Origin of the sequence: Pantoea sp. WMus005 (assembly GCF_013415305.1) — a bacterium.
GTDB lineage: Bacteria > Pseudomonadota > Gammaproteobacteria > Enterobacterales > Enterobacteriaceae > Pantoea > Pantoea rara.
The window spans coordinates 173,282-200,281 of sequence record NZ_JACBXU010000003.1; the positions used below are offsets into that span (position 1 = coordinate 173,282).

Sequence of the window (27,000 nt, forward strand, 5' to 3'; positions counted from 1 at the left end):
AACTCATGCAGCCAAAAAGTGAATTAAGTCATTTCCTGCGTTCGCGCCGCGCCAGGCTCAAGCCTGACAGCAGGGATTTAAGAACCCGTGAAAGGCGTCGCACGCCGGGATTACGGCGCGAAGAGGTCGCAGCAAGAATTGGCATCAGTACAGAATGGTATACAAAAATCGAACAGGGCCGGGTAGACACGCTCTCAGACCGGATCGTCAGCGCGCTGGGCCGGGCGCTGGAGCTTGATAAGGTCGAGGTGCTGCATCTGCAGTCGCTTACTCGCCGGAAAACAGAGACTGAGAACGACGGCGTTATTCCGGAGGGCGTAATCAAACTGATTCGGAGCTTAGCCGAGCCCGCTTACGTCACCAACGCACACTGGGATGTGCTGATATGGAACAGCGCTGCTGCAGAGCTAATCACCGACTTCGGCCAGTTATCGGTCAAAGACAGGAACATCCTGATTTTCATGCTGACAACAGCTGAGGCCCGTGCCCTGTTCGGAGACACCTGGCATAAAGAAGCCCAAAGAATGCTGGGCCTGTTTCATGCTGACTACGATCGAAATGCGCATAACCCCGCATTTCCATCGCTCATTAGCCGGCTTGAGCGAGAGTGTCAGGAATTCAGCGAATGGTGGAACGAGCATGTGATAGCTGCCCCCGTCTCCGGGACAAAATGCCTGACAGGCAAGGATGGCGTGAAGCGAAATTTCAGTTATTCCAGCTTCATGTCGAATGATGCGCCCGCGCTGAAGATGTCGATTTATGTGCCTGAAGGATAATGTTCATCGCGACAGCGGAATCAGGCCGGTCTCCTGATAGGTCATAATCAGGCTATCGAAAAGGTTAATATCCTGACGCGTGCGGGCAATTAATTGCGCACCGGCCACTGCGGTGTAGATCGCAAGCCCGCGCTGAGCATTTTTCCCGGTATTATCAGGTTCCTTTTCATTAAGGACCTGCGTCAGCCACTCAACGTTTGCCTCAACGAAACACTGCACCTCGCGCTTCACTTCCTCCGGCAGATCGTCATATTCCGCTGCCATAAAGCTGGAGAGACAGAGCCGGTTGGCATCTTCCAGCGATATACGGAAAATCTGCGGATAACGCTGCAGCGCCTCATCCGGTAACGCACTTTGTTCGCGGATGGTTTTTAAATTCTGCGCCGTGTCCTGCCAGTATCGGTTAGCGACGGCGGCCCCCAGGTTGGCTTTGCTGGCGAAATGATAATAGATACTGGCATTCTTAATCCCCACCTCATCAGCGATGCTGCGAAAGTTAATCCCGTTATACCCATGATTCTGAGCAGCACTCTTTGCTGCTGCCAGGATAGCTTCACGTGCGTTCAGGCTCATCAGTCGGTTTTCCTTATTGAGGTTTAAACCCATTATAAAGAAAAAATTTTACCTGCCAACTGGTAGACAGAGCTTGACAGGCTAAAAGTCTGGCGCCACTATTTACCTACCAATTGACAGGTAGGTAATTTAATCATGACTGATATCAACAATGCATCTGCAGCTTCTTCACTCCCCTCGATGAAAATCTATGACTGGTATGATGGCCCTTATCCTGCACGGGTAAGAATTGCCCTGGCGGAAAAAGGATTACTTTCTCAGGTGGAATTTATTCCGATCAATCTGTGGAAAGGCGAGCACAAAAAGCCTGAATTTTTAGCGATCAATTATTCAGGAACCCTGCCAGTATTAGCGCTGAAAGATGGAACGCTGATCGCAGAGTGCACCGCGATTACGCAATATCTGGACGTGCTGGATGAAAACCCTGTTCTGACGGGCGTCACGCCGGTAGAAAAAGGCGTTATCCATATGATGACCAAACGGGCTGAAATCGAATTTCTTGATGCGGTCAGCGTCTATTTCCACCATGCCACCGCAGGATTAGGGCCAGAGGTTGAGCTCTATCAGAATGCGGAATGGGGTGAGAAGATGCGTGAAAAGGCCATCCGTGGCATGCACTATTTCGATGGCGTTTTACGCTCACAGCCTTATGTCGCGGGCAATACGTTTACGATGGCCGATATCGCCGTAACCGGCGGCATGATCTTCGCGGCTCTGGTGAACCTTGTTGTACCAGACGAATGTACTGCTCTGAAAGCGTGGTATTCAAACATCCAGCGCCGTCCCAGCTATCAGCAGTGGCAGGCACTGGTTGAAGCGGGCCGCCCTGTTTTCAATCCTTAATTTCAGGATATTGCGTTTACAGGCTCATCTGAATCACCCAGCCTGGCTGAAAAAAACCCCGGAAATGCTTCCGGGGTTTTCTGATTTTAAGACACGCAGATTAGCGGCTTAGCGGTAATACGTTCCCCTGCTGCTCTAGCCTGCATTACGCTCAAAGTGGCTGTTCACAAAGGTTCGGCAGCGTGGCGAGATGGGGTCAAGGAACACCTGCTCCGGCGAACCGGACTCCTCAATCATGCCCTGATGCAGAAACACCGCTTTGTTCGACACGTCACGCGCAAAGCCCATTTCGTGCGTCACGATAATCATGGTGCGTCCCTCCTCTGCCAGGCTGCGTATCACTCGTAATACTTCCCCCACCAGCTCCGGATCCAGCGCAGAGGTCGGCTCATCAAACAGGATCGCTTTCGGCTGCTGCGCCAGCGCCCGGGCTATTGCCACGCGCTGCTGCTGTCCGCCAGAGAGTTGCGACGGCCAGGCGTCGCGTTTTGCATAGAGTCCCACTTTATGCAGCAGCGCTTCGGCTTCTTCAACTGCCTCTTTATGACTGCGCCTCTGGACATGAACCGGCGCTTCGATGATATTTTGCATCACGGTTTTATGCGGCCACAGGTTGAAGCTCTGAAACACAAAGCCGAGCTGCATCCGCATCAGCTTGATACGACGGCGCTGCTCGCGACTTAGTTTTTCATCGGCGTTATCCAGCCTAACGTTGACCTCCCCGACCGCGATTTCGCCCGCCTGCGGCACTTCCAGAAAGGGAATGCAGCGTAATAACGTACTTTTACCCGACCCACTCGCACCAATCAGCGAAATCACATCGCCATCCTGCGCGGTCAGGCTGATGTCGTGCAGCACTTCATGTCCCGCATAACTCTTTCTGAGATGACTCAGCATGATGGTGGGTGCGGTCATGAGTGTGCTCCAAAATAGTAAGGTGATAAGCGTCGTTCCAGCATCGATACCCCTTTGCTGACCAGCATGGTGAGTATCAGGTAGATCACCGCCGCGCTCAGGAACACTTCAAGCGCGCGGAAAGTGGAAGAGACTATTGAGTCAGCAATACCGGTCATCTCCATCAGGCTGATGGTGCTGACCAGCGACGTCGCTTTAATCATCGAGATGATTTCATTGCTGTAGGCCGGTAGCGCCTGTCGAATCGCAATCGGTAAGGTGATGCGGGTAAAGATCTTACAGGACGACATGCCCGAGACTTTGGCAGCCTCCAGGGATTGCTGACTGACCGCGCGCAGCCCGCCACGCAGGATCTCCGAGGTGTACGCCGCATCGTTGAGGATCAGCGCCAGCAAACCACACCAGTAAGGATCGCGCAGCAGCGGCCAGAACAGGCTTTCGCGCACCGCCGGTAAACTGCCGAGGCCGTAATAAACCATAAAAATCTGGATCAGCAGCGGCGTACCGCGAAATAGCCAGACGTAGAAACGACAGAAGAAACTGCCGACGCGCGTCATGCGCAGCAGATTAAGCAGCAGCGCCAGCACGCCCCCGCCCAGTAGCGAGAGCAGCGCCAGGTTGATAGTCAGCGGTAATCCTTTCAGCAACGCCACCAGCGTCTGCTGTAAAAACATCATATCCACGTGGACTCCTTACCCCTTCACGCGCTGTTGACCGCGCATCGCAAACTTTTCCACGTAGCGGAAAACCATATCGGAACAGGTGGTGATAATCAGGTAGATCACCGCACCCACGCTGTAGAAGAAAAAGGACATCTGGGTGGAGTTCGCTGCAGTAGAAACCTGGTTCATGGTTTCCACCAGCCCGGTGACTGAGACCAGCGCCGACTCTTTGATCACTGATTGCCACTGGTTGCCCATGCCCGGCAACGCGGTCCGTAACGCCTGGGGCACGATGATGCGACGAAACATCATCAGCCGACCCATGCCGGTCACGGTCGCGGCTTCCAGCGTCCCGCCCGGAATGGCGTAAAACGCGCCTCGAAACACGCCGCTCTGATAGGCACCGGAGATCAACCCGATGGCGATCGCGCCCGCCACAAACCCGTTCACATCGAACGGTCCCTGCAAGCCCAGCGCGGTGCCCATCGTGGAAACGACCTGCCGTCCACCGAAGTAGAACAGATAGATCACCAGCAGTTCCGGCACGCCGCGAAACAGCGTGATGTAACCTGCCGCCAGTCTCTGCTGCCAGCGCGAACCGGCGATTTGCATCCAGCAGAGTACACTACCCAGCATCGCCCCCAGTAACCAGGCACAGAGCGACACGCTGACGGTGACAGCGGCGGCGTTAAGCAGCACGCCACCCCAGCCCTCATCCCCGAAACCCAGTATCTGCCAGTCAATATTCATCAGCATCAGCGGTTACGCTTTTGGCGCGACATCTTCGCCAAACCATTTCATCGACAGTTTGCTCAGGGTTCCGTCTTTGATCATGGAATCCAGCGCCTGATTCAGCACCTGCTGCAGCTCACTGTTGCCTTTACGCAGACCAATCGCCGATCCTGCACCCAGCACGCCACCCGAGAAACCATATCCGCTGCTGCTGATCGCCTCAGCATGTTTTTTCACAAAAGCATTGAGGTTAGTGCGTGAAGCCATGACAGCATCGACCCGGCCATTCATCAGGTCAGCGAAGGTTTCCGGACCAGCCTGATAGGTGCGGATGGTGGCGACATCACCCAGGTATTTCTGCAGGAAGTCTGCCTGGATGGTGGCGACCTGCACCGCAATCGTTTTGCCTTTGAACGTGGTTTTCAGCTCGTCGATCGCTTTTTTCATGCCGGCGTCGTCATCCGCTGTCACCACCGTCCCGCTGCCAGGTAGCGTGGCCAGCGGGCTTTTTTTCGCGGTCACAAAGCTGGAGATGCTAACGGTGTACTGATGAGTGAAGTCGATCGCTTCCGCGCGTTTTGGCGTTACGGTCACCGCATCGACTACCGCATCATATTTACCGTCAATCAGCCCAGGGATCATGCCTGACCATTTCTGCGCGATGATTTCATATTTAAAGCCTGCGCGTTTTGCCAGTTCCGCCACCATATCCGGTTCATAGCCGACGATTTTGCCGCTCGGGGTGGTCTGGTTAAACGGAGGATAGGCCGCTTCGGTGGCAAACTTCAGGGTGCCAAAATCTTTCGCCTGGCTGAATGCGGAAGTGGCGAGCAGCGCCACGGTCAGAGAAGCCGTGAACAGGTGGTTGCGCATCATCATATAAACCTCATTTAGTTATTATTAAGAGAGTAAATCAATTGCAAGGCGGGTCAGCGCCTGTGTCCCGGCGGTAATGCTGCGTTCATCCGGCTGATAGTCGGAGTTATGCAGATGATCGTCACGGCCCGGCGTGGCCGATCCAATATGAATCTGGCAACCCGGTACCCGTTCCGTAAACAGTGAAAAATCTTCGGCACCAAAGCTGGCGCTGGGCTGGGCTGTGATCGCCTTATCAAACTGGTGCGACAGAATCTCTTCCAGAGCATCAATCAGGCGATCGTCATTCATCAGAGGTGGCACACCACGCTGGAAATTAACCTCAACCCGGACGTTCTGTGCCAGCGCTACGCCTTCGCACATGCGTTTAAACGAGGCTTCCATGGCGGCGCGCACTTCCGGCGATTTGGTCCGGATGGTGCCCTGAAACAGGCAGCTGTCAGGAATGATATTGTGGGTGGTACCACCCTGAATGTGCCCGATGGTCAATACGGCGGAGTGAGCGGGATCGCGTTCCCGCGAGATGATGGTCTGTAGCTGGCTGATGAGATGCACGGTCGCGATGATCGGATCGGTGCCCATGTGCGGACGTGCCGCGTGGGTCGATACGCCATGCACCGTCACGTCGAATTCGTCGCTGGAGGCCGTGCTGGCCCCGCGCGTGAGAGCGACTTCGCCCGCTGCCAGTTCAGGCTTGTTATGCAGGGTTACAGCCCAGTCGATACCCTCAGCCACACCGTCGGCGATCATCGCCTCAGCGCCACTTTCTGGCGTTTCTTCCGCAGGCTGGAATATCAGCCGGACGCGCCCTTTGAGTTGCTGACGATAGTGCGGCAGTATTGTTGCCACTCCCAGCATCGTGGCCGTGTGAATATCGTGACCACAGGCGTGCATTTTTCCGGGATAGCGGCTGGCAAAGGGTAAACCGGTCTGCTCATGGATCGGCAGCGCGTCCATGTCGGCGCGTAACAGCAGTGTTTTGCCCGGCTCTGCGCCGTCAATATCTACCACAACACCAGTGCGGCCAACGCCGGTACGGGGACTGAGTCCCAGTGCCTGTAAATAGTCAGTTACCAGACTGGCGGTGCGCAGCGTATCAAAGCCTAATTCCGGATGCGCATGGATATCACGTCGAATCGCCACTAACTGCGATTCAAGTTCATTAACTCTGGCTTTTATTTCCCCGGCCAGTCGTGCTTTTTCCTGATTCATAGCAGCCCCGGCAATATGCGATCGGCACTCTGTTGCCGACCGTTATTTTAATCTCATCCTGACACTGGATGGTGATGACCGTTTATTTATTCACAGCACGCGACAGAAAGCAACGCATGACAGCCTGCTCTACATACTTAAAAATCAATAAGATAGTGTTATTTATTGGAAACCTGTATGAGATAACAGCGGATCAGCAATAATATTAATAATCCGCCACACGACATTACTTTCCCTACTGTCACTAAGCGGATATTTCGCTTTTATCCGAATAGGAAATAAAGAAGTTTGCCAGTATTTCAGCTAATTTCTCCGGTTGTTCTTCAGGAATAAAATGGCCGCAGTTGAGAACAGTTTCACTGCTGACCTGCTGCGCCACGGCACGTAACGGCGTGGCCATATCGGGTATCGATCCCTGGTCGGCGCTGACGGCCAGCAGCGGTAACGCCAGTTTACTCTTTAGCAGACGCTGGCGATTCTGCTCTGCTGACTGCGCAAATGCGCGGTAAAAAGCCAGTCCCGCCCGCAAGGCGCCGGGTTGCTGAAAAACGCGCAGATATTCACGACGAGCTGCCGCATCAATGCAATGGGGATTGGCTGCTTTGCGGTTAAAAAACCAGTCGAGGTAGATCGCCTCTCTGCCGTTAATCAGCGCTTCCGGTAAATCATCTACGCAGTGAAAGCCAAAATGCCAGGTTTTCCAGGCGCTATCCCCCACCATCGGCAGCCGTTCAGGCAGGGTGATACCGGGAATGCCAGCATCCAGTAACGCGAGACGGCAGACCTTTTCGGTATTGCCCGCTGCCAGTGACCAGGCGACCCACGCCCCGATGTCATGCCCGACCAGATGAAAGCGTTCAATACCCAGCGACTGCAGTAATGTCAGAATGCACCCGGCCACGCTGTCGGTGTCGTAGCCACTCGCAGGAAAATCAGAATCACCCTGCCCTGGCAGGTCAGGTGCAATGACATGGAAATGGCTGGCAAGCGAGGGGATAACCTCCCGCCAGGCGTAACTGCTTTGCGGGAAACCCGCCAGCAGGACCACAGTCTCCTGGTGTTCAGAACCTGCGCTCAGGTAGTGCATTCGCTGTGAACCAATATGAGTAAAGTCGCGTTGGTAGAGTGGATGTGGCTGCATAAAACCTCCGGATAATAGGGAAACGATCACTTCCTTAATAAGTAAAAAATTTAGTCGAGCATTTTCAGTGCCAGGGGAATGATGCTGGCATCGGGCCGGGTAGCCGCAACTTTACCGGCCACCCTCATCCCCAGCACGATGCAGAGCATCAGTGAAGCGGTGGCGTCCCGGTCCAGTGCAGAATTGACCGAACCATCCTGCTGACCCAGGCTGATTATCTGCTGCAGATTCTGCTGGTTGCGTATTAGCGCCGCGCTGACGGCCCCGGCAAGCTCCTCATCCATAGTCTGCAGCTCCACGGCGCTGACAGCCACCAGACAGCCGCGCTCACCTTCGACATCGCGCACGGAATCCACATAAAAATTCAGCAACGCCGCCAGTTGCTCACGGCCATTTTCACATTGCGCCAGCCGCGCGGCTAAAGTGCTATTACGCATTGAGAGATAGCGGTCAAAGACCGTAGCAAATAGTGTGCGCTTGTCGGTGAAGGCTTTATAAATGCTGCCGGTCGTGAGTTGCATAGCCTGGCCCAAATCGCCAATGGAGGTGGCGTGATAGCCCTTTTGCCGGAATACCAGCATCGCGCTGTCCAGTGCCGCATCGGTATTAAACGCCCGTGGTCGTCCCCGCTCTTTATAACGGTTATCGTTCATCGCAAGCACCTTTAGAGAATGATCATTTCCTTTAATATAGACTGATTTGTCCCGCAATCAAAATTTTTTCCCTGCAGCCAGACATTGTATTCAGGTGCGGATATCCCGTTTCAAAACCCTTCCCCATGCCCGGCGTCAGTAAGCTAATCAGCCTGAAGCCGCAGGGCAGCGCGTTCGGTTGCCGCACGGCGCGTGGCGAGAAAATCCGCCATTTTCGCCCGCGCCTGCTCTACTTCCTGTGGCGGTGCGGTCTGCGGCGAACCGCTGGTAAAGGGCGGTTCAGGATCATATTCCATCTGCAGCTGAACCGCTTTAGCGACCGCCTCCCCGGCGATTTCAGCCACCAGCGTCAGGGCAAAATCGATACCCGAGGTGACACCCGCGCCGCTGATACGATTGCGGTCCCGCACCACCCGCTGACTGACCGGCTCAGCGCCCAGCAAGGCCAGCTGATCGATGGAACTCCAGTGCGAAGTCGCACGATATCCCTTCAGCAATCCGGCCGCTCCCAGCACCAGCGAGCCGGTACAGACCGACGTTATCCATTGCGCCTGAATGGCCTGTTGTCGAAGAAAATTCAGCGTAATATCGTCTGACATCAGGGCGATCTGCCCTGGCCCGCCAGGCACACAGATCACATCCAGCGGCGGGCACGCATCAAACGTGGTGGTAGGCAATATCGACAGGCCGCGATCGGAACGAACGGGCTGACGATCTTTCCAGACCAGATGACATTCGACGCCGGGCGTGCGCGCAAATACTTCCCACGGACCGGTGAGATCGAGCTGGGTGACATCAGGGAACAGCAAAAGGCCAATCTGTAGCGGACGATGCATGGGGAAACTCCGGGCGGATGATGAACCCTCATCATGCCGCGATGGACGGTCAGATATCAATCCTGAGCGCATCGGGACACATCGTCTTCACGGCACGCCAGAGAAACGCAGCAGCGCTGTCATGGCCGCCGCCCCCAGAATAACCACAATCAGCGGCGCCCGACGCCAGGCCAGCAACAGGGCAAAGCCTACGCCCGTCACCCTGGCCACACCGGCAAAATGCTGTCCCTCAAATAGCGTGGTAGTCGCTGCTACCGCCAGCAGCAGTATCGTGGCGGCGTCGGAGAGCATCTGCTGGGTGCGCTCGCTGATCGGCAGACGGTTTCCCAGCCTGACGCCAGCAAAGCGCATCAGATAGGTTCCGGCTGCCAGCAAGGCAATCCCGGCGATAATCATTCCCTGATGCGTCATTTGCGCGATCTCCATGTCAGCAGACCCAGTAGCGAGAAGAGTACCGGCATGCCCGCAGGAACCAACGGCGTCGCCAGTAAAGAGAGCAACGCGCCGACGGTCGCCGGGATGCGGGCGCGCCGCTGTCGCAGCGCCGGGAAGATCAGGGCGATCAGGATGGCCGGGAAAACCGCATCCAGACCAATCACCGAGACATCCGGAATAAACTGCCCTATCGCCGCCCCGGTCATCACACTCACCGGCCAGATAAAGCCAATACCGATGCCGCACAACCAGTAGGCGCAGCGACGCTGCGCCAGCTGTGGCTGAGAGATACCGAACACCACGCTTTCATCGTTCATGATGTGACAGCCAAACCAGCCGGACGGGCCTTTTCCTACCAGATCTTTGACCGCAATGCCAAACGGCAGGTGACGCGCATTCACCAGCAGGCCCGCAGCGGCGGCGGTAAAGGGACTGCCGCCACCGGCCACAATGCCGATAAACAGGAACTCCGACGCACCCGCCAGCACCAGCGTTGACAGCGCCAGTGGCACCCAGATCGGAAACCCGTCGGCGGAGGCCAGCGAGCCATAGGATAAACCGACAATTCCATCAGCCAGGCAAACCAGGAAAATCGCTTTGATCACCCCTTTGTCCAGCAATTGCATTTGCGGAAAAAACATCACCCTGTCCCATAATGAACGTATAATCCGATATAATGAACACCGCGACAGCGTTTTACAAGGCGAACGTTATGTTCGATATAAAAAACATTTTGAGTTTCAGGAGTGCGTTTGAATACCCCTATCAGCATTATTGCCAATGCCTTAGTGCGTGAACGTCAGCGAGCGGGTCTGTCATTGGCTGAAGTGGCACGCCGCGCAGGAATCGCCAAATCCACGCTGTCACAGCTGGAAGCAGGTAATGGTAATCCGGGCATTGAGACGCTGTGGTCGCTGTGCGTGACGCTGAATATTCCGTTTTCGCGGTTGCTGGAGCCGGATGCGCGTCGTCTGCAGGTGATCCGCCGTGGAGAAGGTCTGTCGGTTACCGCCGATCTGGCCGATTATCAGGCTGTTTTACTGGCATCCTGCCCGCCCGGCGTCCGGCGTGATATCTATCTGCTGGAAGTCCAGCCCGGCAGCGAGCGCATATCACAACCCCATATTCCCAATACCATTGAGCATATTATTATGGCTAAAGGCCGTGCGCTGGTGGGCCCGGTCGACAGTGCGGTGGAGCTGGACGTGGGCGATTACATTACCTATCCGGGTGATGAGCTGCATATCTTTCGGGCGCTGGAAGCCGATACCCTGGCACTGCTGGTCATTGAACACAGCTGATTACTGCTCAGTGAACTTCTGTTGCGTTTCGGCGGGCGTGAGGTGAGTAATCAGCTGCACTTCACTGCTCAGCGTGATCTCCGGATAATGCTCGCGCATACCCTCAAGCAGCACCGCATCCGGCCATTCAGCCTCCTTCCCCAGCCGAGCGGCCACCTCATTTAAGCGCAGTGTTTCAATACACGTCACCCATACAATGATCGCGTCTGCGGCATCCTGCTCATTCACCAGTTTCAGCGGGCCAGTGACGATATCGCTTTCATGCCAGCGTATCGTTGAGGTTTTCGCGCCGCTTCTGACATCCGGCACAAGACGTGGCACCAGCGTGAGGTGTTGCATCTCTTCTCCTTCTTTCTTAACTCTTTTCATTAACAGACCCGGCAACAGAAATTCCAATTGAAAACAGAATCAATAATGTTATGTTATAACATATACATCATTCACTACTGACAGGTAACAGTATGCCACTCTCCCTTCTGACATCCGAGGATCCCCGTCTGCCGGTTGCGGTTCTCTCTGGCTTTCTCGGTGCGGGTAAAACCACCCTGCTCAATCATATCCTGAACAACCGCGAAGGACGTCGGATCGCGGTGATCGTCAATGATATGTCTGAAATTAATATTGACGCGGCGCTGGTACGCGATGGCGGCGCGCAGCTGTCGCGCACTGATGAAAAGCTGGTCGAAATGAGTAACGGCTGCATCTGCTGCACGCTGCGTGAAGACCTGCTACTGGAGGTGAAACGTCTGGCGCAGGCCGGTCGCTTCGATCATCTGGTGATTGAGTCAACCGGCATCTCTGAACCTCTGCCGGTTGCTGAAACCTTCACATTTGAAGATGAAGAAGGTGAAAGCCTGTCGGCTTATGCCCGTCTGGATAGCATGATTACCGTGGTGGATGGTTTCAACTTCCTGCGTGATTACCGTTCAGTCGATGATCTCCGGTCTCGCGGCGAATCGCTGGGCGAGCAGGATGAGCGTTCAGTGGTTGATCTGCTGGTGGATCAGATTGAGTTTTGTGATTTGCTGGTGCTGAATAAAACTGACCTGCTTAGCCAGGCGGAACAGCATGAACTACAGGGCATGCTGCAAGCGCTTAATCCGCACGCGCTTATAGTAAACAGCGAATTTGGGCAGGTTCCTCTGGACTGCCTGCTGAATACCCGTCGGTTTGATTTTGACCGGGCAGCACAGGCACCCGGCTGGCTGCAGACTCTGCGCGGTGAGCATCACCCGGAATCGGAGGAGTACGGCATTCGCAGTTTTGTCTATCGCGCCCGCCGTCCATTCCATCCGCAGCGTTTCTGGGAGGTTGTTAATCACCAGCTTGATGGAGTTATCCGTTCTAAAGGCTATTTCTGGCTCGCCAGCCGGCCCGACTATGCTGCGATATGGTCGCAGGCGGGTGCTGTGGCTCGCCAGGGTTACGCCGGGCGCTGGTGGGTCAGTGTGCCGCGAATGGACTGGCCACAGGATGCGGATTCGCTCAACTTTATCGCTGAACAGTGGCAGGAGGGCATCGGCGATGCGCGCCAGGAGCTGGTATTTATCGGCATTGAAATGGATGAAAAGCGCATTATTGCTGCACTGGACCACGCACTGCTGACACCCTATGAGATGGCTGCAGGACCTGAACAGTGGCTTACCCTGGCCGATCCGGTGCCCGCGTGGTTTGATGAGGTTGGTGCATGAAGCTGCGGTTGACGTCTTTCTCTGACTTCGTAATAGTGAAGCGAACCGGCAGGTAGCATTTTTCCACTCATCCCTGTTCAGGAGAGACCAGATATGCCACAACGTATTGCCGTAATCGGTGCAGGCGTGCTGGGTTTAGCCGTCGCGCAGTCATTGTCGCGACGGGGCGCACAGGTCACCGTCTTCGATAAAAACTATCCTGGCAGCGGAACCAGCCAGATCAGCTATGCCTGGGTCAATGCCAACGGCAAAGAACCCACCCGCTACCATGATCTTAACGCCCATGCGATAGACGAGCACAAGCGCTGGCAGGCCAGTCACCCGGCATCGCCCCGCTGGCTGCTGGAAACCGGCACGCTGGAGTGGGCAGCCGATGAAGCCTCCCTGCGCCAGCTGGCGCAGCGCGCAGCAAAGCTCACGACACTCGATTATCCCGTAGAGAAACGTAGCCGCGCCGCGCTGCTGGATGCACTGCCCGAGTTGCGGCTTGATCCCCGCGTTCAGCACGCGTGGTTTTTCCCGTCGGAGTGTCTGCTTTATCCCAGCCTGTTTATCGCCTCTCTGCTGGCAGACCTGCGTGCCAGTGGCGGGCAGTTAGTCTGCAACAATGAAGTGACGACGCTGACTGAATCGGCTCAGGGTGTGCATATTACGCTGGCCAGTGGTGATGAATGGCGCGGCGATCAGCTGGTGCTGGCAACCGGCCGCTGGGCACCGGAACTGATAAGCCAGTGCGGGCTTGAACTGGCGATGACCGATGCGAACCGCGCCGATCCGGTTGCCTGCAGCTTTCTGGCCCAGACGCAGCCTCTGCCGGTTTCGCTCAAACACAATCTTATTACTCCGGAACTGAATGTGCGGCCAGATGGCGGCGGCCGCCTGATGCTGCAGGCGCTGGATCTTGATCATCATGCCGATCCGGCGCGGCCGGTCTCGCCGGATGGATTGATCGGCAAAGAGATGCTGCGTCGATTGTATCGGCTGTTTAAAAACACGGAAGGCGCGAGAATTGAGCGGATTGAAACAGGACAGCGATCGCGTCCGGCAGATGGCTTGCCTGCATCAGGCTATATCAGCGCATCATCACGCGTTTATCTGATGGTCAGCCATAGCGGCATGACCCTTGCCCCGTTGCTGGGCAGGCTGGTCGCTGAGGAGATGCTGAGCGGCACAGCGTCACCGATGCTGAGTGCGTTTGCACCGCATCGGTTGCTGCGTCCGCTCAGTGCGGCCGCTAAAGCCGCGCCCGCTTATCTTCCCGCGGCGCAGTAAGAACTAGCGGCGATTCTTCCACACGGTCTGCACGTTACAGAATTCGTGCACACCAAAGTGCGACAGCTCACGGCCGTAGCCGCTTTTCTTCACACCACCAATGGTAACGCGCGGATCGGACGCGCCGTTGCCATTGATAAACACCGCGCCAACTTCCAGCTGCAACGCCAGACGATCGGCAATCTCTTCGTTACCGCTCCAGACGGTGGCGCTGAGGCCGAATTCGCTGTCGTTGGCGATTTCCAGTGCATGCTGTGGATCCCGTGCCACGGCAATGGCGGCGACCGGACCAAACAGTTCCTGTCTGAATGCAGTCATATTGCTGGTGACATCCGCAAGGATGGTCGGCGCATAGTAGTTACCCTGCCCTGCCACTTTCTCGCCACCCAGCACCAGACGCGCACCTTCATTCAGCGTGGCTTTAACCTGTCCATCCAGTTCGTCACGCAGATCGGCGCGAGCCATTGGACCCAGGAAGGTCTTTTCATCCAGCGGATCGCCCATCGTGAGTGCCTGAACAGCTACCGTGAAGCGCTTCTCAAATTCTTCCGCGATGGGTGCTTCGATAATGAAGCGTTTAGCAGCCATACAGACCTGCCCGGTATTCTGGAAACGTCCAGTCACGGCGGACTTAACTGCTTCATCAAGATCGGCGTCCGCCAATACGATAAAGGGATCGGATCCACCCAGCTCCAGCACGGTTTTTTTCAGTGCTGCGCCTGCCTGTGCGGCAATGGCAGCGCCAGCCCGAACGCTGCCAGTAACAGCGACGGCCGCAATACGATCATCTTTGATAGCGACTGAGACACCCTCGTTGTCAACGTTGATCAGGTTAAAACCACCCGTCGGCAGATCGGTTGCGCTGAACAGCTCAGCCATCAGTGTGGCGCTTCCCATGACGTTAGGCGCATGTTTCAGCAGATAGGTGTTACCCGCCAGCAACATGCTCACTGCGCCCCGCAGAACCTGCCACAGAGGGAAATTCCATGGCATCACAGCCAGGATTACACCAATGGGACGGAATCGCTGCCATGCATCGGCAATCTGAGTCGGCTGATCGGCCAGCATCGCAGGGCCATATTCCGCATACCAGTCGCATAAATTCGCGCATTTCAGAACCTCAGCGCGGGCCTGTGCAATGGGTTTACCCATCTCCAGGGTAATCATGCGGGAGAGATCAGATTCGCGCTGCCGCAACTGCTCGCCGAGCTGACGCAATACGCGCACTCGATCAGCCATGCTGCTGTGTTGCCAGACTGCAAAAGCAGATGCGCTTGTTGCCAGCGTTTGTTTCAGCTCTGCAGGGTTCTGTAGTGAATAGCGTGCCAGAATTTCACCTGTTGCGGGGTTACGTGATAGGGCATGTTCAGTCATTGTGCCGTTTTCCTCATTCTGTCAGTGATAGTGAGACGATACGCGCTGTAGTTAATGATGGAAAATGAATAATAGTGAGGAAGTTGTTTATTAATTGAGAATCAAGGTTGTCAGGATTTGTTCAGGCTGACAAATTACAGGAAGCTTTCATGAGGCCTTTTTGCTGGCGGTTGATTCATCTGAAGATTACGTTCTGAAGGAGTTTTCCACTTATACAGTGACCAGATCCTAATAAACGATCCTTAATAGATCATAGAGAGATCCTAAGAGATCCCCGATCGTCGCAGGCCACGCCCCACAAGGGCTGAAAGGGTGATCGTGTTCACTATAATCAGTAAAGTGTTCACTGTAATCAGTACTTTATTCACTGTACCAGGTAGAATGTTCACTGTAAACAGTGCTAATGTTCACTGTAGTCAGAAAACGATCCCTTTCATCCACAGAATGAAGATCTTACGCCATGGCAGATAAAGACAACGAAAACAAAGCGTTACTAGAACCTTTTCTGTCAGTGACAAAAAACAGTGGTGAAGTTATTCAGCTTCATCCCAACAAGAATAATACCGTTCAGCCCGTCGCATTAATGCGTCTCGGACTCTTTGTGCCGACCCTGAAATCGACTGCACGGGGTAAATCCGGTGCAATGGCCTCAACAGATGCGACGAAAGAGCTGAAGAACCTGACGCTGGTAAAAGCGGAGGGCTACGAAAAGATTACCATTACCGGCGCGCGGCTGGATATGGATAACGATTTCAAAACCTGGGCGGGCATTATTCAGTCGTTTTCCCGTTATCCGACTAAAGGCGATACGGTCACCCTGCCGTTTATCGACTTTGTGAAGATGTGTGGCATTCCCTCTGCCAACTCTTCTGCCGCACTGCGTAAGCGCCTGGATGCTTCTCTGCGCCGTATTGCGACTAATACCCTCTCCTTTGAAGGCAACGGCAAGGCGTATCATACTCACCTGGTTCAGTCTGCCTATTACGACCGCGAAAAAGATATTGTCCGCATTCAGGCCGACCCTAAGCTTTTCGAACTCTACAACTTCGATCATAAGGTGCTGCTCCAGCTTCGTGCAATCTCACGCCTCAAGCGTAAAGAGTCTGCACAGGCGCTCTACACCTTCCTGGAGAGCCTGCCGACCAATCCGGCGCCTATCTCGCTGGCTCGCCTGCGTATGCGCCTCAATCTCGGCTCCAAGACCACCACGCAGAACCATGTGGTACGGCGCGCGATGGAGCAGCTGAAAGAGATCGGTTATCTGGATTACTCAGAAGTGAAGCGTGGACGCTCAGTCTTTTTCATCATCCACAGTCGTACGCCTAAGCTTGATGGTATCGGTAATCTGGAGAGCATCGATTCGCTGGATGAGATCGAGTTCGAGGATTAACTCCCCGCGTTCACTGTAGTCAGCAATCCTGCGTTGCAGTGTCACTTTACTGAAAAAGTGACATTGCGGTGTTATGCCCATTCACTGTAATAAGTACTTCTCAGACATTCACTGCAATCAGTAACGTTCACTGTAATCAGTGACTGTAGCGCTGTGATAAAGTCGTTTTCCTTCACCTGCAGATATTCTTTCGCCTGCTATAAGGCCTAGCCAGTAAGTGTGTGCTTACATACATAATTGCTGGTGCTCAGTCTGATGTGGTTTGCTGATTACAGTGAATGTATAGATTACGTTTCCCAACGACGTCTTCTGCTGAATACAGTGAACACTACTGATTATAGTGAATGTCAGTGCTCTGCCCTGTTCAGAGATCAATGCGGTTCGCTGTCTGAGCGCTGGGGCGTGTGACACTGTTACTGATTACAGTGAACGTTTGCTGGCTCCCATCGACATACCCTCTTCATTCCGACGTCTCAAAGGTCAGCCATATCGATTACTGATTACAGTGAACGTTGCGCTGTGACGCTCTGTTCAGGGGAGATGCCTTACTGATTACAGTGAACGCTCTGCTGACTACAGTGAATATTTACTGCGATATGGCGCAATGTAAGGTGTCTGATACTGATTACAGTGAACGTTATAGCGAAGCTGGTGAGTACATGGCGAATATGCAAAGGCTAATCCTGATGTGCCTGTGTCTTGCTGCTTGTATCAGGCTTGTCAGAGTCTGAATCAGCTGAACGGTCATTGTCTGATAGCGACAACTCGGACTCACTGTGGCGCAGAACAGAGCCTGATTATTCTACTGACTCCAGTGAATGTTTGTGGATTCACTCCTCATCTACTGACTACAGTGAACATTATCACCCGCCTGGTTTTACTGATTACAGTGAACGTTTATGGATACGTTATACTGCACTGAGCACCAGTCCCTGTATTTAACAGACCGTAGTCTATTTTCTCATCTGTTCCCGATGCTTTCCTGAACGGATCAGTGTTAATCCGCATATCATTACTGACTATAGTGAACCTTTAACCCGACCCGCTTCCTTATCATGATACTCCGTAAACATGACTACTGATTACAGTGAACGTTGCTTCAACGTGTACTGAACTGAGAAGCACTACTGATTATAGTGAATGTTTGAAGCAGAAAGAGATAGAAATCAGCGCTGCGCCCTGTGGCGCTTGCCTTAACACCCATTAATCCGACTATCTTTAACGCTGAGATCCTTCCCGTAAAATCACCAGATACCACTCTGACTTTGCTGATTACAGTGAACGATTGGTTCTCTCAACGTAGTCTCCTGAGTCCGTCTCCCCTGCTCTCTATCTGTATCCCATTTGTCTGATCGTTTTTAAACCGGTCAACTGACTACAGTGAATGATCTGCTGATTACAGTGAATGTTAATCGCAAATTTTCTGCCTTAATTCTCCGTTTACAGTGAATAATGTGATGAACCTCATCAAAACCCATGTGATTACATAGAAACGCAGATCATGTTGAGAGGATAAATTATTGCCTCATGTGCAGGATTTATGTATAAAGTCATAAATCCTACATGTTTGGAGCAACTATGGCTAACGATGACAAGCAGGTGATGAAGGTTGCACAGCGTTCAGAACGCATGCTGTTAAGCCTCACTGACCAGATTCAGGCGCAAAAGCAGGAACTGCACGAAAATACTTACTATCAGGTCTATGCCAAGGCGGCGTTAGCTAAATTGCCGAAACTGACACGAGCCAGTGTGGATTACGCAGTCAATGAGATGGAGGAGAGTGGCTATCAGTTTGATAAACGCGCCGCGGGTTCATCTGTTAAATATGCCATGTCGATTCAGAATATTATCGATATCTATCATCACCGTGGCGTGCCGAAATATCGCGATCGTCACAGCGATGCCTATACCATTTTTGTCGGTAATCTTAAGGGCGGTGTCTCCAAAACGGTTTCAACCGTTTCACTTGCACATGCACTGCGTGCCCATCCTCATCTGCTGTTCGAAGATTTACGTGTTCTGGTTATTGACCTCGATCCGCAGTCTTCAGCAACCATGTTTTTGAATCACGAGCGCTCAGTCGGTCTGGTAGAAGCAACGGCAGCGCAGGCCATGCTGCAGAATGTCTCCCGTGATGAGCTGGTAAACGAATTTATCGTTCCATCGATCATTCCGGGTGTGGATGTACTGCCCGCCTCGATTGATGATGCATTTATCGCCTCAAGCTGGGATCAGCTCTGCGCTGAGCACCTGCCACAACAGAATGTCCATGCTGTGCTGTACGACAACGTCATTGCCAAACTGAAAAAAGACTACGACTTCATTTTCATTGACAGCGGCCCGCATCTGGATGCTTTTCTGAAGAATGCGATTGCCGCTTCTGACCTGCTGATGACGCCAGTACCACCAGCTCAGGTCGATTTTCATTCGACGCTAAAATACCTGACACGCCTGCCCGAACTCATTGCGATTATCGAAGACTCTGGCGCAACGTGTCGCCTGCAGGGCAACATCGGCTTTATGTCCAAGCTCTCTAATAAAGCTGACCACAAACTCTGCCATAGCCTGGCTAAAGAGATTTTTGGTGGTGACATGCTGGATGCAGCCCTTCCCCGCCTTGATGGTTTCGAACGTTGCGGCGAATCCTTTGATACGGTTATCTCCGCCAATCCTTCCACCTACGTCGGCAGCAGCGAAGCGTTAAAGAATGCACGATCCGCCGCAGAGGACTTTGCGAAAGCCGTCTTTGACCGTATCGAATTTATTCGCCTGAACTGAGGTTTGTATGAGCGCAAAAAGAATCACGATTGGCAGAACCTTCAGCCAGACTCCACTTGAAAATGATACGACTGACAGCCAACACAACCAGACCTTCGTTCTGGCAACGGGCAAGCGCGCCTTGTTTCGTTTTGAACGTATTGCTGCCAGTGAGGTTGAAAGCAAAACTTTTGTCACGATGGAAACCAATGGACGTGACCAGGCAGGTCTGACACCCGACTCACTGCGGGACATTATCCGCACCATCAAGCTGCAACAGTTCTTCCCGGCCATTGGCGTGATGCGCGAAGACCGCATTGAGATCCTCGACGGCTCACGTCGTCGTGCCGCCGCACTCTACTGTAAAACCGGATTGGACGTGCTGATTACCGATGCCGCCATCACACCTGATGAAGCCCGCAGACTGGCGCAGGATATTCAGACGGCCCGGGAACATAATCTGCGTGAAGTGGGCATGCGTCTGTTAACGCTAAAAGACGGTGGACTGTCACAGAAAGAGATTGCTGAGAACCAGGGTCTTTCCCAGGCAAAAGTGACGCGTGCCCTGCAGGCCGCCAGCGTGCCGGCAGAGTTAATCTCCCTCTTTCCTAATCACGCAGAGCTGACCTATCCCGATTACAAAGCGCTATTGCAGGCTGCTGACAAGTTGAATGAGTCTGGACAAAGCATTGAAGCGCTAATCCAATCCATATCCCGCGAAATTGATGTGGTCTGTGCCCGTGAAGGTCTGGCAGAGGACGAGCTAAAGAATCATATTCTGCGATTGATTCGGCAGGGTAGCCAGACGCTGATGAAGGTACCGGAGAAAGACAAAACGCAGGCAACTGCGCTTTGGTCTTTTGCCGATAAAGATCGCTTTGCCCGTAAAAAGGTGCGCGGACGTATGTTCAGTTATGAATTCAACCGGCAGTCGAAAGAGCTGCAGGAAGAGCTGGATAAAGTCATTGCGGAGACCCTTAAAAAATACCTCAACCGTTAACTTGTCACTATTCAAATCAGCCGGCGATGAACGCTGGCTTTTTTTTCTCTTTTTTCAGCCAGGAATTACATACGCGGTAGCATGGGGCCGAATTTCAGGGTGAAATCGCCAGCCTCTTACGGGGTTAATTAATCATAAATTTATGATTAATAAGGATTATATCGACTATCCGGTGATGAAAGAACGATGAAATCGCCATTCAGCGAATCCTTGTCGCCAGATGCTGAAGCAGTCTTTAAACCGCTTACGTGCTGATGACAATAAGTCGCACGGTTCATCTGATGCCATCGCTGACACTTCGCTTAGCTGCAAGCCACCATTTAGCCGCCGCAATAATGCAAGGTAAAATTTTTTGCCGCTGGTTTATAAGTGACCAGTCCCTTCTGGATAACCTGCACTAACTGCGTGCATGCTTCAGACAGGCTGCAGCGCCCTATGAACACCCTGTCATGGAAAACACGTACGCCAACGAAATTTCATATCTAAATTACTGTTTAATAATGTAATTAAAAAGAAATTTCAGGCTGAAATCGCCACGATTTAAGATGTTTAAGCCCCCCGTTTTTTCTTCAGGGGGGAATAAATACGATCAGAAAAGAAGCACAACTCACCTACAATCAGGCCGTGAATAGAGTGTGCAAGAAGATACTCAGAAAATATCCCTCACTTATCCACAGAAAAAGTGGATAACTTTTTTCTCAGGATAAAAATTATTTTATGAAGACGGCTTAGACAGCGTGAAGCTTTGATGGAGAACGCTCTCAGGACCTTGTAATAGAAAGCCGCTTCCAGCGTGCTGGTTTTGTGGCATTGAGAGCGTCAGCTAAAAGGAGAAAGTGCCGACCACTGCAATCAGTAGACAAAACGTCTGGAAGCGAATGCATGTACTTATGAACGATTTTTCAGACCGGATTGTGTGAATGAAGAAGAAAATCGGGCTCTGCCCGGTTTTGCCAGGAGTCAGGCCTCAAGCCATAATGTGATTTGCCTGACCAGGGCATCGGCTGAGATGCCATAGCAGTTATGCAGTGTCGGCAAGTCCCCTGCGGCAAGAAATGCATCCGGCAGAGCAATCGGTTTAAAGCGAGGGGGGCCATATTTATCCGGCACCAGCCGGACCTTACCGCGCAGCAGACGTAGTTAAACTGAACCCTGTCGTTCCGCGATAGCCGTGATCACCAGGCTAATCTTCAGAGCACCGCAGGAATCGATGATTGTCAGGTTCGGCATGCCCTGGATGATAGCCAGATCGTGAGTCGCCTGATGACCTGATACATAACCTGTCGTCAGACCCGGCAGTGCGCAGGCAGTTTTGACATCGTGATTTTATTCGGCGCTAGGTATGCAGATAAAATCATAGGCCTGGCGGGAAGCAAACACGGCATAGGGGTGACAAAAGGCATAAAACCTTCGCGCGCCATTCCTGCTGCAGCGCTCATGAGTCGCTGTTCCACCAATCCTTCTGATAAAAGTGCTGCTTCAAAACTGTGCCCGGCCAGCAGCATAAGGATAATGACACACAGATAAGCCAGACTGGTCAGCAGGCCGTTATGCAGTGGTTCACTGACGCCTGAGTTTCGTAGCAGCGTGAGTAACCAGAAGGTCAGTGCATACTGGCCCATAACCACACAGAAGCAGATCAGTCCCGGCAGCCAGAAATGACGATCGGCGACAAATGCAGGATCAGGTTGCCCGGCACATAGAATGCATAATGCGAATAATACTGGCGTGGCCGCAGTGGTTTGCATCTCAGCAATGACCCCAGCCGGATAAAGAATGGATATTTCATTTTGATCGCCTTTATATGAGTCCTTAAGCGGCAATCTCAGGTCCCGGTCTTATATCTGTAAGTGAATTGCTGGCTCAGGACTATCTGCGCAGTGGGAAACGGGTCAGTGCCCTGTCAGAGCAGGCAACTCTGCCCGTCAGCGCGCGCCATCTGGTCTTGCCGCGCATTGCCCATTTTCTGAACTGGATTCAGAAAGAACTCAAAGCGTGAATTTAATGTTCAAATAAATTTATCCTTGTCACTATTACGCTGGTTTATTTCTTCGGTTGATTATTCCTGCCATAAAAATCGCAATGCTAAAGCTAACTTTAAAATACCGTCTACACTTCTCTTCCCAATCGGTAAATATGTTCCATTTCTATTCCGTATGAAATTTAATCAAACGGATGTTTAACTTATTAATGGCAGGAATATTATGAGTACGAATACACCAGACTCTGGTGAAACGGGCGATCACGCGCCTGCGGATACGGTACGCCAGCGCATCTTTTTAGTGGTGCTTGTCGCCACCATGGGCGCGCTGGCTTTTGGCTATGACACCGGGATTATCTCTGGTGCGTTACCTTATATGACCTCACCACCCGATCAGGGTGGACTTGGACTCAACTCCTTCACTGAAGGGCTGGTCGCCTCTTCGCTGGTGTTCGGTGCCGCTATTGGTTCCTTCCTGAGTGGTTTCTTCTCTGACCGTTTTGGCCGCCGCATTACACTGCGCAGCCTGGCGGTCATTTTTGTGCTGGGTTCTCTGGGAACGGCACTGGCACCTTCCGTCAACGTCATGGTGGCCATGCGCTTCCTGTTGGGAATTGCTGTCGGTGGTGGCTCATCCACTGTACCGGTCTTTATCGCCGAGATTGCCGGACCGCGCCTGCGCGCGCCACTGGTCAGCCGCAACGAGCTGATGATCGTTACCGGACAGCTTATCGCTTATGTCGCCAGTACGCTGCTGAGCTATCTGCTGCATGACGAGCATCTGTGGCGTTACATGCTGGCGATTGCGATGGTGCCGGGATTCCTGCTGTTCCTCGGCACATTCTTCGTTCCTGCGTCCCCTCACTGGCTGGTGGCGGAAGGGCGTCTGAAAGAGGCGAAAAAGATCCTGAAGTATCTGCGCGAAACGCCGCGCGAAGTGCGTCATGAGATGGCGCAGATGAAGAAGCAGGCGAGAGCCGCAGAGCGCGGGCCGGATGCGAAAACCCTGATTCGTGAGAAGTGGGTAATCCGCCTGATGGTGATTGGCGTCGGGCTGGGCTTTGTCGCGCAGTTTACCGGCGTTAACGGCTTTATGTACTACACGCCGATCATCCTGAAGTCGACTGGCCTGGGTACCAGCGCTTCAATTGCTGCCACCATCGGTAACGGTGTGGTTTCAGTTCTCGCGACCTTTGTCGGAATCTGGGCAATCAGCCGCTTCCCGCGTCGCACCATGCTTATCACCGGGTTATGTCTGGTGATCACCGCGCAGATCATGCTGGGCAGCGTGCTGACCTTTATGAGCTCCAGCGTGATGCAGAGTTATCTAGCCCTGGCCTGCATTCTGCTGTTCCTGTTCTGCATGCAGATGTGCATCTCGCCGGTCTACTGGCTGATGATGTCAGAGCTGTTCCCGATGCAGTTGCGTGGCGTATTAACCGGTGGCGCGGTTTCGCTACAGTGGATATTTAACGCTGTAGTGGCGTTCGGCTTCCCGCCGGTCATGGAATATGCCGGTAGCACTACCTTCTTCATCTTTGCCGCAATTAACGTTGGGTCGCTGATCTTCGTGATGGCGATGGTGCCAGAAACGCGAGGCAAGAGCCTGGAAGAGATTGAGTCACACATGAAAGAGAAATTTGGCGAAAAGCCGATAGAGGCTGAAGCCTGATAAATTCCCACCGGATTCGGCCCACCGGCTGAATCCGGTTTTACTTCTTTGACTCTTCGCACCAGGCCCCGCCTTCTCAGTCTCATACCTGACTTAACCAGAAAACATTCACTGTAATCAGCAAATTCCCCGTTCTTTTATTATCCAGCTTTGGCGATTTCAGGCTGAAATCGCCAAAAACCCGCCTGAAAATTTGTCCTACACGCTGCTCGGGATGGAGCATGAAAATATCAACCACGACGGCAGTTGTTGCTGCAATGATGACTGCTGCGCCACTGCATGCTGAATGCACGCCCATCTCTTACTGATGGAATGTATTTACTGACCATATTGCGCAGACCTGGAACAGTCCTCAGCCCACCGGCCTCTGCCTGCCGTTTATCTGCTGGCTCGCCCGCTTCAGGTATGACTTCGCGTGGTTTCGCTATGCATTTTAATTTTTCAGGAAAGGACGTATGACCCGTAAGTGGAAAACCGTTAAACGCAGACTCTGACGGCTGGTGATAGGGGTCCTGGTGCTGTTACTCCTGCTACTGATTTTCCGAATCTATGAAGCAGAGCGCGGGCCGGCGTTACACCGCTGGCACACCTGGATCCCCCATGAACTGATCGTGGAGCAACTCGACAAAGCAGGTTATGCCGATTACCTGAATGCCGAAAATCAGCTGTTTGACGAGATGAAGCAGCAGGTCAGTGACAAACCTGAAGCCGAAGATAAAACGCCGCTCAACCGATACTATTCCGGTAGCGTGATCTATCCTGGCCATTTCACACAGGACTGGAACCGTTCTTATATTCTGCGCCCGATGGGCACGCCGCGTGGTGCCGTTGTGCTGCTACATGGTCTGACGGACAGTCCTTACAGCCTCCGTCATGTGGCAGAAGCTTATCGACAGCAGGGCTATGTGGCGGTGGCGATCAGGTTACCGGGTCACGGCACGGTGCCTGCGGGGCTGACCGATGTTGACTGGCAGGACTGGATGGCCGCCACACGTCTGGCGGTGCGGGAAGCGACCCGTCTGGCAGGCACGCAGACGCCACTCCATCTGGTAGGGTTCTCGAACGGTGGGGCGCTGGCGGTAAAATATGCGCTCGACAGTCTGGGCGATCATTCCCTGCGTCGTCCGCAACAGCTGATTCTGTTATCGCCGATGATCGGTGTGACGAGTTTTGCCCGCTTCGCCGGTATCGCCGGGCTGCCCTCGGTTTTTCCTGCTTTCTCAAAAACCGCGTGGCTGAATATCGTGCCGGAGTTTAATCCGTTTAAATATAACTCTTTTCCCGTTCACGCTGCCCGGCAGACCTATTTACTGACACAGGCGCTGCAGAAAGAGATCCAGCAGTATGCACGTAATCAGCAGCTGTCCGGCTTCCCGCCGGTACTGACTTTCCAGTCGGTGATGGATTCCACTGTCAGTACACCCTCGGTAATACGCTCGTTGTATAACTTTCTGCCGCAGAACGGCAGTGAACTGGTGCTGTTCGATATCAATCAGGCGGTTAGCGTCAGCCCGCTATTTCGTCACTCCTCTTATACGGCGGTTAATCAGCTGTTGCCCGCTGCACGTCGCAATTATGCCTCGACGGTCATCACCAATGCTTCCGCCACTACGCTCAAAATGGTGACGAAAAGCGTGCCTGCGGGTGAGATTCAGGAGCGGATTCAGCCGCTGGCAATCGACTATCCGGCAGGGCTCTACTCGCTGTCACACGTTGCTATTCCATTCCCGGCTGAGGATGGGTTATATGGCAGTGCGCCCGCGAAGAAAAATGAGTTTGGTATCAGTTTTGGGACGTTGTCACTGCGTGGCGAGAGTGCGGTGCTGATTGTCGGTCTGGACTCAATTATGCGTGCGACATCCAACCCGTTTTACCCTTATATGATAAAACGAATCGATCACCATATTGGTTGCAGTGACAAGCCGCACCTGGCGGCCTGCCTGCACAGTTACTGAATCGTACCAGGCCCGCATTGTACGGGCCTGATGTTACAGGGTATTCAGCTTTTCCATCACTTCATCTGACAGTTGCAGACTGGCGCTGGCGAGGTTCTCCTTAAGATGTTCCGGAGAAGAGGTGCCGGGGATCAATAGAATATTGGGCGAGCGCCGCAGCAGCCAGGCGAGTGCAACCTGCATCGGGGTGGCATTCAGGGACGCAGCCACGTCATTAAGCCGATCCGACTGCAGAGGAGAGAAACCGCCCAGCGGGAAAAAAGGCACGTAAGCGATACCCTGTTGCGCCAGCTGATCCACCAGCTCATCATCCTGTCGATGCGCAAGGTTATACATATTCTGCACGCAGACAATCGGCGTCATCGCCCGGGCTTCTGCTATTTGCGTAGCAGTGACGTTGCTCAGGCCAATGTGACGAATCAGCCCGCGTGTCTGGAGTTCCAGCAGCGCCTCAAGCTGTGGTGCCAGCGAGCCCTCTTTAGGTTTAGCCGGATGCAACATGCTGCGGAGGTTCACCACCTCAATCACGTCAAGACCCAGGTTGCGCAGGTTATCTTCTACCGCCTGTGTCAGCGCTTCCGGTTCCATCGAAGCCTGCCAGCCGCCTTTGGCGTCGCGGCGGGCGCCTACTTTGGTGACAATGCAGAGATCCTGCGGATAGGGATGAAGTGCTTTTTTTATTAAGTGGTTGGTTTCGTGCGGGCCGTAAAAGTCGCTGGTGTCGATATGATTGACGCCTGCCGCAATGGCGTTGCGCAAAACCTCTATTGCCCGGGCTTCATCTTTGACCGGGCCAAACACGCCCGGCCCGGCCAGTTGCATCGCGCCATAGCCGAGACGGTTAACTTCACGATCGCCTAACATAAAAGTCATGGTGATATCTGACATGAAAACCTCCTGCGTGAATGTAGATCAATTGTAACGGTGATTTAGCTGTGCAACTATCCGGTGAA

The 27,000-nt window shown here is 53.4% G+C and carries 26 protein-coding genes; 10 read left to right on the forward strand and 16 right to left on the reverse strand.

The window, feature by feature from the left end; genetic code table 11:
* Positions 1-5: 5 nt before the first annotated feature.
* Complete coding sequence (locus HZZ01_RS13530; RefSeq protein WP_179898115.1) at positions 6-776, forward strand: helix-turn-helix transcriptional regulator; 771 nt, start codon at positions 6-8, stop codon at positions 774-776.
* A gap of 3 nt (positions 777-779) precedes the next feature.
* Here HZZ01_RS13530 and HZZ01_RS13535 read toward each other — a convergent pair whose 3' ends face one another.
* Entirely contained in the window at positions 780-1,349 is a 570-nt protein-coding gene (locus HZZ01_RS13535; protein ID WP_179898117.1) for a TetR/AcrR family transcriptional regulator, read from the reverse strand.
* A 135-nt stretch (positions 1,350-1,484) separates the two neighbouring features.
* Here HZZ01_RS13535 and HZZ01_RS13540 point away from each other — a divergent pair, with 135 nt between their 5' ends.
* The gene (locus HZZ01_RS13540; protein ID WP_218928195.1) at positions 1,485-2,192 is read left to right on the forward strand and encodes a glutathione S-transferase; all 708 of its coding nucleotides are present in this window, start codon (positions 1,485-1,487) and stop codon (positions 2,190-2,192) included.
* A gap of 135 nt (positions 2,193-2,327) precedes the next feature.
* Here HZZ01_RS13540 and HZZ01_RS13545 read toward each other — a convergent pair whose 3' ends face one another.
* The 10 genes from HZZ01_RS13545 to HZZ01_RS13590 all read right to left on the reverse strand — a co-directional run bounded on the left by HZZ01_RS13545 (position 2,328) and on the right by HZZ01_RS13590 (position 10,295).
* Complete coding sequence (locus HZZ01_RS13545) at positions 2,328-3,107, reverse strand: ABC transporter ATP-binding protein (RefSeq protein WP_179898119.1); 780 nt, start codon at positions 3,105-3,107, stop codon at positions 2,328-2,330.
* Positions 3,104-3,790 carry an ABC transporter permease subunit gene (locus tag HZZ01_RS13550; RefSeq protein ID WP_179898121.1) on the reverse strand — a complete coding sequence of 229 codons (687 nt, stop codon included), beginning with the start codon at positions 3,788-3,790 and terminating at the stop codon, positions 3,104-3,106. Before HZZ01_RS13550 ends, HZZ01_RS13545 begins: the two co-directional genes overlap by 4 nt.
* A gap of 9 nt (positions 3,791-3,799) precedes the next feature.
* Positions 3,800-4,525 (reverse strand): ABC transporter permease, encoded by a 726-nt coding sequence (locus tag HZZ01_RS13555; protein ID WP_179898123.1) that lies wholly within the window; start codon positions 4,523-4,525, stop codon positions 3,800-3,802.
* Positions 4,526-4,531: 6 nt separating this feature from the next.
* Positions 4,532-5,380, reverse strand: coding sequence for a transporter substrate-binding domain-containing protein (locus HZZ01_RS13560; protein WP_179898125.1), 849 nt, complete (start codon positions 5,378-5,380; stop codon positions 4,532-4,534).
* A 21-nt stretch (positions 5,381-5,401) separates the two neighbouring features.
* Entirely contained in the window at positions 5,402-6,589 is a 1,188-nt protein-coding gene (locus HZZ01_RS13565; RefSeq protein ID WP_179898127.1) for a M20 family metallopeptidase, read from the reverse strand.
* Positions 6,590-6,833: 244 nt separating this feature from the next.
* Positions 6,834-7,730: an alpha/beta fold hydrolase gene (locus HZZ01_RS13570; RefSeq protein WP_179898129.1), complete on the reverse strand. Its 897-nt coding sequence runs from the start codon at positions 7,728-7,730 to the stop codon at positions 6,834-6,836.
* Positions 7,731-7,780: 50 nt separating this feature from the next.
* A complete protein-coding gene (locus HZZ01_RS13575) occupies positions 7,781-8,383 on the reverse strand; it encodes a TetR/AcrR family transcriptional regulator (protein ID WP_179898131.1) in 603 nt (200 codons plus the stop codon).
* 143 nt (positions 8,384-8,526) lie between these two features.
* Positions 8,527-9,219, reverse strand: coding sequence for a DJ-1/PfpI family protein (locus HZZ01_RS13580; protein ID WP_179898133.1), 693 nt, complete (start codon positions 9,217-9,219; stop codon positions 8,527-8,529).
* 87 nt (positions 9,220-9,306) lie between these two features.
* Positions 9,307-9,630 carry an AzlD domain-containing protein gene (locus HZZ01_RS13585; RefSeq protein WP_179898380.1) on the reverse strand — a complete coding sequence of 108 codons (324 nt, stop codon included), beginning with the start codon at positions 9,628-9,630 and terminating at the stop codon, positions 9,307-9,309.
* Positions 9,627-10,295: an AzlC family ABC transporter permease gene (locus HZZ01_RS13590; protein ID WP_179898135.1), complete on the reverse strand. Its 669-nt coding sequence runs from the start codon at positions 10,293-10,295 to the stop codon at positions 9,627-9,629. Before HZZ01_RS13590 ends, HZZ01_RS13585 begins: the two co-directional genes overlap by 4 nt.
* Before the next feature lie 111 nt (positions 10,296-10,406).
* Here HZZ01_RS13590 and HZZ01_RS13595 point away from each other — a divergent pair, with 111 nt between their 5' ends.
* On the forward strand, positions 10,407-10,955 hold the full coding sequence (locus HZZ01_RS13595; protein ID WP_090964925.1) for a helix-turn-helix domain-containing protein: 549 nt from the start codon (positions 10,407-10,409) through the stop codon (positions 10,953-10,955).
* On the opposite strand, the gene HZZ01_RS13600 is transcribed toward HZZ01_RS13595, so the two are convergent.
* Entirely contained in the window at positions 10,956-11,294 is a 339-nt protein-coding gene (locus tag HZZ01_RS13600; RefSeq protein ID WP_179898136.1) for an ASCH domain-containing protein, read from the reverse strand.
* A 122-nt stretch (positions 11,295-11,416) separates the two neighbouring features.
* Between HZZ01_RS13600 and zigA the strand changes: the two genes are divergently transcribed.
* Together zigA and HZZ01_RS13610 are read left to right on the forward strand one after the other, a co-directional pair.
* Complete coding sequence (gene zigA, locus HZZ01_RS13605; RefSeq protein ID WP_179898139.1) at positions 11,417-12,646, forward strand: zinc metallochaperone GTPase ZigA; 1,230 nt, start codon at positions 11,417-11,419, stop codon at positions 12,644-12,646.
* Between the two features lie 93 nt (positions 12,647-12,739).
* Positions 12,740-13,918, forward strand: coding sequence for an FAD-binding oxidoreductase (locus tag HZZ01_RS13610; RefSeq protein WP_179898141.1), 1,179 nt, complete (start codon positions 12,740-12,742; stop codon positions 13,916-13,918).
* A gap of 3 nt (positions 13,919-13,921) precedes the next feature.
* Here HZZ01_RS13610 and HZZ01_RS13615 read toward each other — a convergent pair whose 3' ends face one another.
* Positions 13,922-15,292 carry an aldehyde dehydrogenase family protein gene (locus tag HZZ01_RS13615; protein ID WP_179898143.1) on the reverse strand — a complete coding sequence of 457 codons (1,371 nt, stop codon included), beginning with the start codon at positions 15,290-15,292 and terminating at the stop codon, positions 13,922-13,924.
* Positions 15,293-15,752: 460 nt separating this feature from the next.
* On the opposite strand from HZZ01_RS13615, the gene HZZ01_RS13620 reads away from it, so the two are divergent.
* The 3 genes from HZZ01_RS13620 (at position 15,753) to HZZ01_RS13630 (ending at position 20,439) form a co-directional block, all read left to right on the forward strand.
* Positions 15,753-16,682, forward strand: coding sequence for a RepB family plasmid replication initiator protein (locus tag HZZ01_RS13620; RefSeq protein ID WP_003855845.1), 930 nt, complete (start codon positions 15,753-15,755; stop codon positions 16,680-16,682).
* Positions 16,683-18,260: 1,578 nt separating this feature from the next.
* Positions 18,261-19,460 carry an AAA family ATPase gene (locus tag HZZ01_RS13625; protein ID WP_090965539.1) on the forward strand — a complete coding sequence of 400 codons (1,200 nt, stop codon included), beginning with the start codon at positions 18,261-18,263 and terminating at the stop codon, positions 19,458-19,460.
* A gap of 7 nt (positions 19,461-19,467) precedes the next feature.
* Entirely contained in the window at positions 19,468-20,439 is a 972-nt protein-coding gene (locus tag HZZ01_RS13630) for a ParB family protein (protein WP_179898144.1), read from the forward strand.
* Between the two features lie 1,286 nt (positions 20,440-21,725).
* Here HZZ01_RS13630 and HZZ01_RS21020 read toward each other — a convergent pair.
* Positions 21,726-22,262 carry a hypothetical protein gene (locus HZZ01_RS21020; protein ID WP_255434232.1) on the reverse strand — a complete coding sequence of 179 codons (537 nt, stop codon included), beginning with the start codon at positions 22,260-22,262 and terminating at the stop codon, positions 21,726-21,728.
* Between the two features lie 381 nt (positions 22,263-22,643).
* Here HZZ01_RS21020 and HZZ01_RS13645 point away from each other — a divergent pair, with 381 nt between their 5' ends.
* Positions 22,644-24,092 (forward strand): sugar porter family MFS transporter, encoded by a 1,449-nt coding sequence (locus HZZ01_RS13645; protein WP_179898145.1) that lies wholly within the window; start codon positions 22,644-22,646, stop codon positions 24,090-24,092.
* 82 nt (positions 24,093-24,174) lie between these two features.
* Here HZZ01_RS13645 and HZZ01_RS13650 read toward each other — a convergent pair whose 3' ends face one another.
* Positions 24,175-24,390 carry a hypothetical protein gene (locus tag HZZ01_RS13650; RefSeq protein WP_179898146.1) on the reverse strand — a complete coding sequence of 72 codons (216 nt, stop codon included), beginning with the start codon at positions 24,388-24,390 and terminating at the stop codon, positions 24,175-24,177.
* A gap of 199 nt (positions 24,391-24,589) precedes the next feature.
* Between HZZ01_RS13650 and HZZ01_RS13655 the strand changes: the two genes are divergently transcribed.
* On the forward strand, positions 24,590-26,047 hold the full coding sequence (locus HZZ01_RS13655; RefSeq protein ID WP_255434248.1) for an alpha/beta fold hydrolase: 1,458 nt from the start codon (positions 24,590-24,592) through the stop codon (positions 26,045-26,047).
* Positions 26,048-26,080: 33 nt separating this feature from the next.
* On the opposite strand, the gene HZZ01_RS13660 is transcribed toward HZZ01_RS13655, so the two are convergent.
* Positions 26,081-26,935, reverse strand: coding sequence for an aldo/keto reductase family oxidoreductase (locus HZZ01_RS13660; RefSeq protein WP_179898147.1), 855 nt, complete (start codon positions 26,933-26,935; stop codon positions 26,081-26,083).
* Between the last annotated feature and the right edge of the window lie 65 nt (positions 26,936-27,000).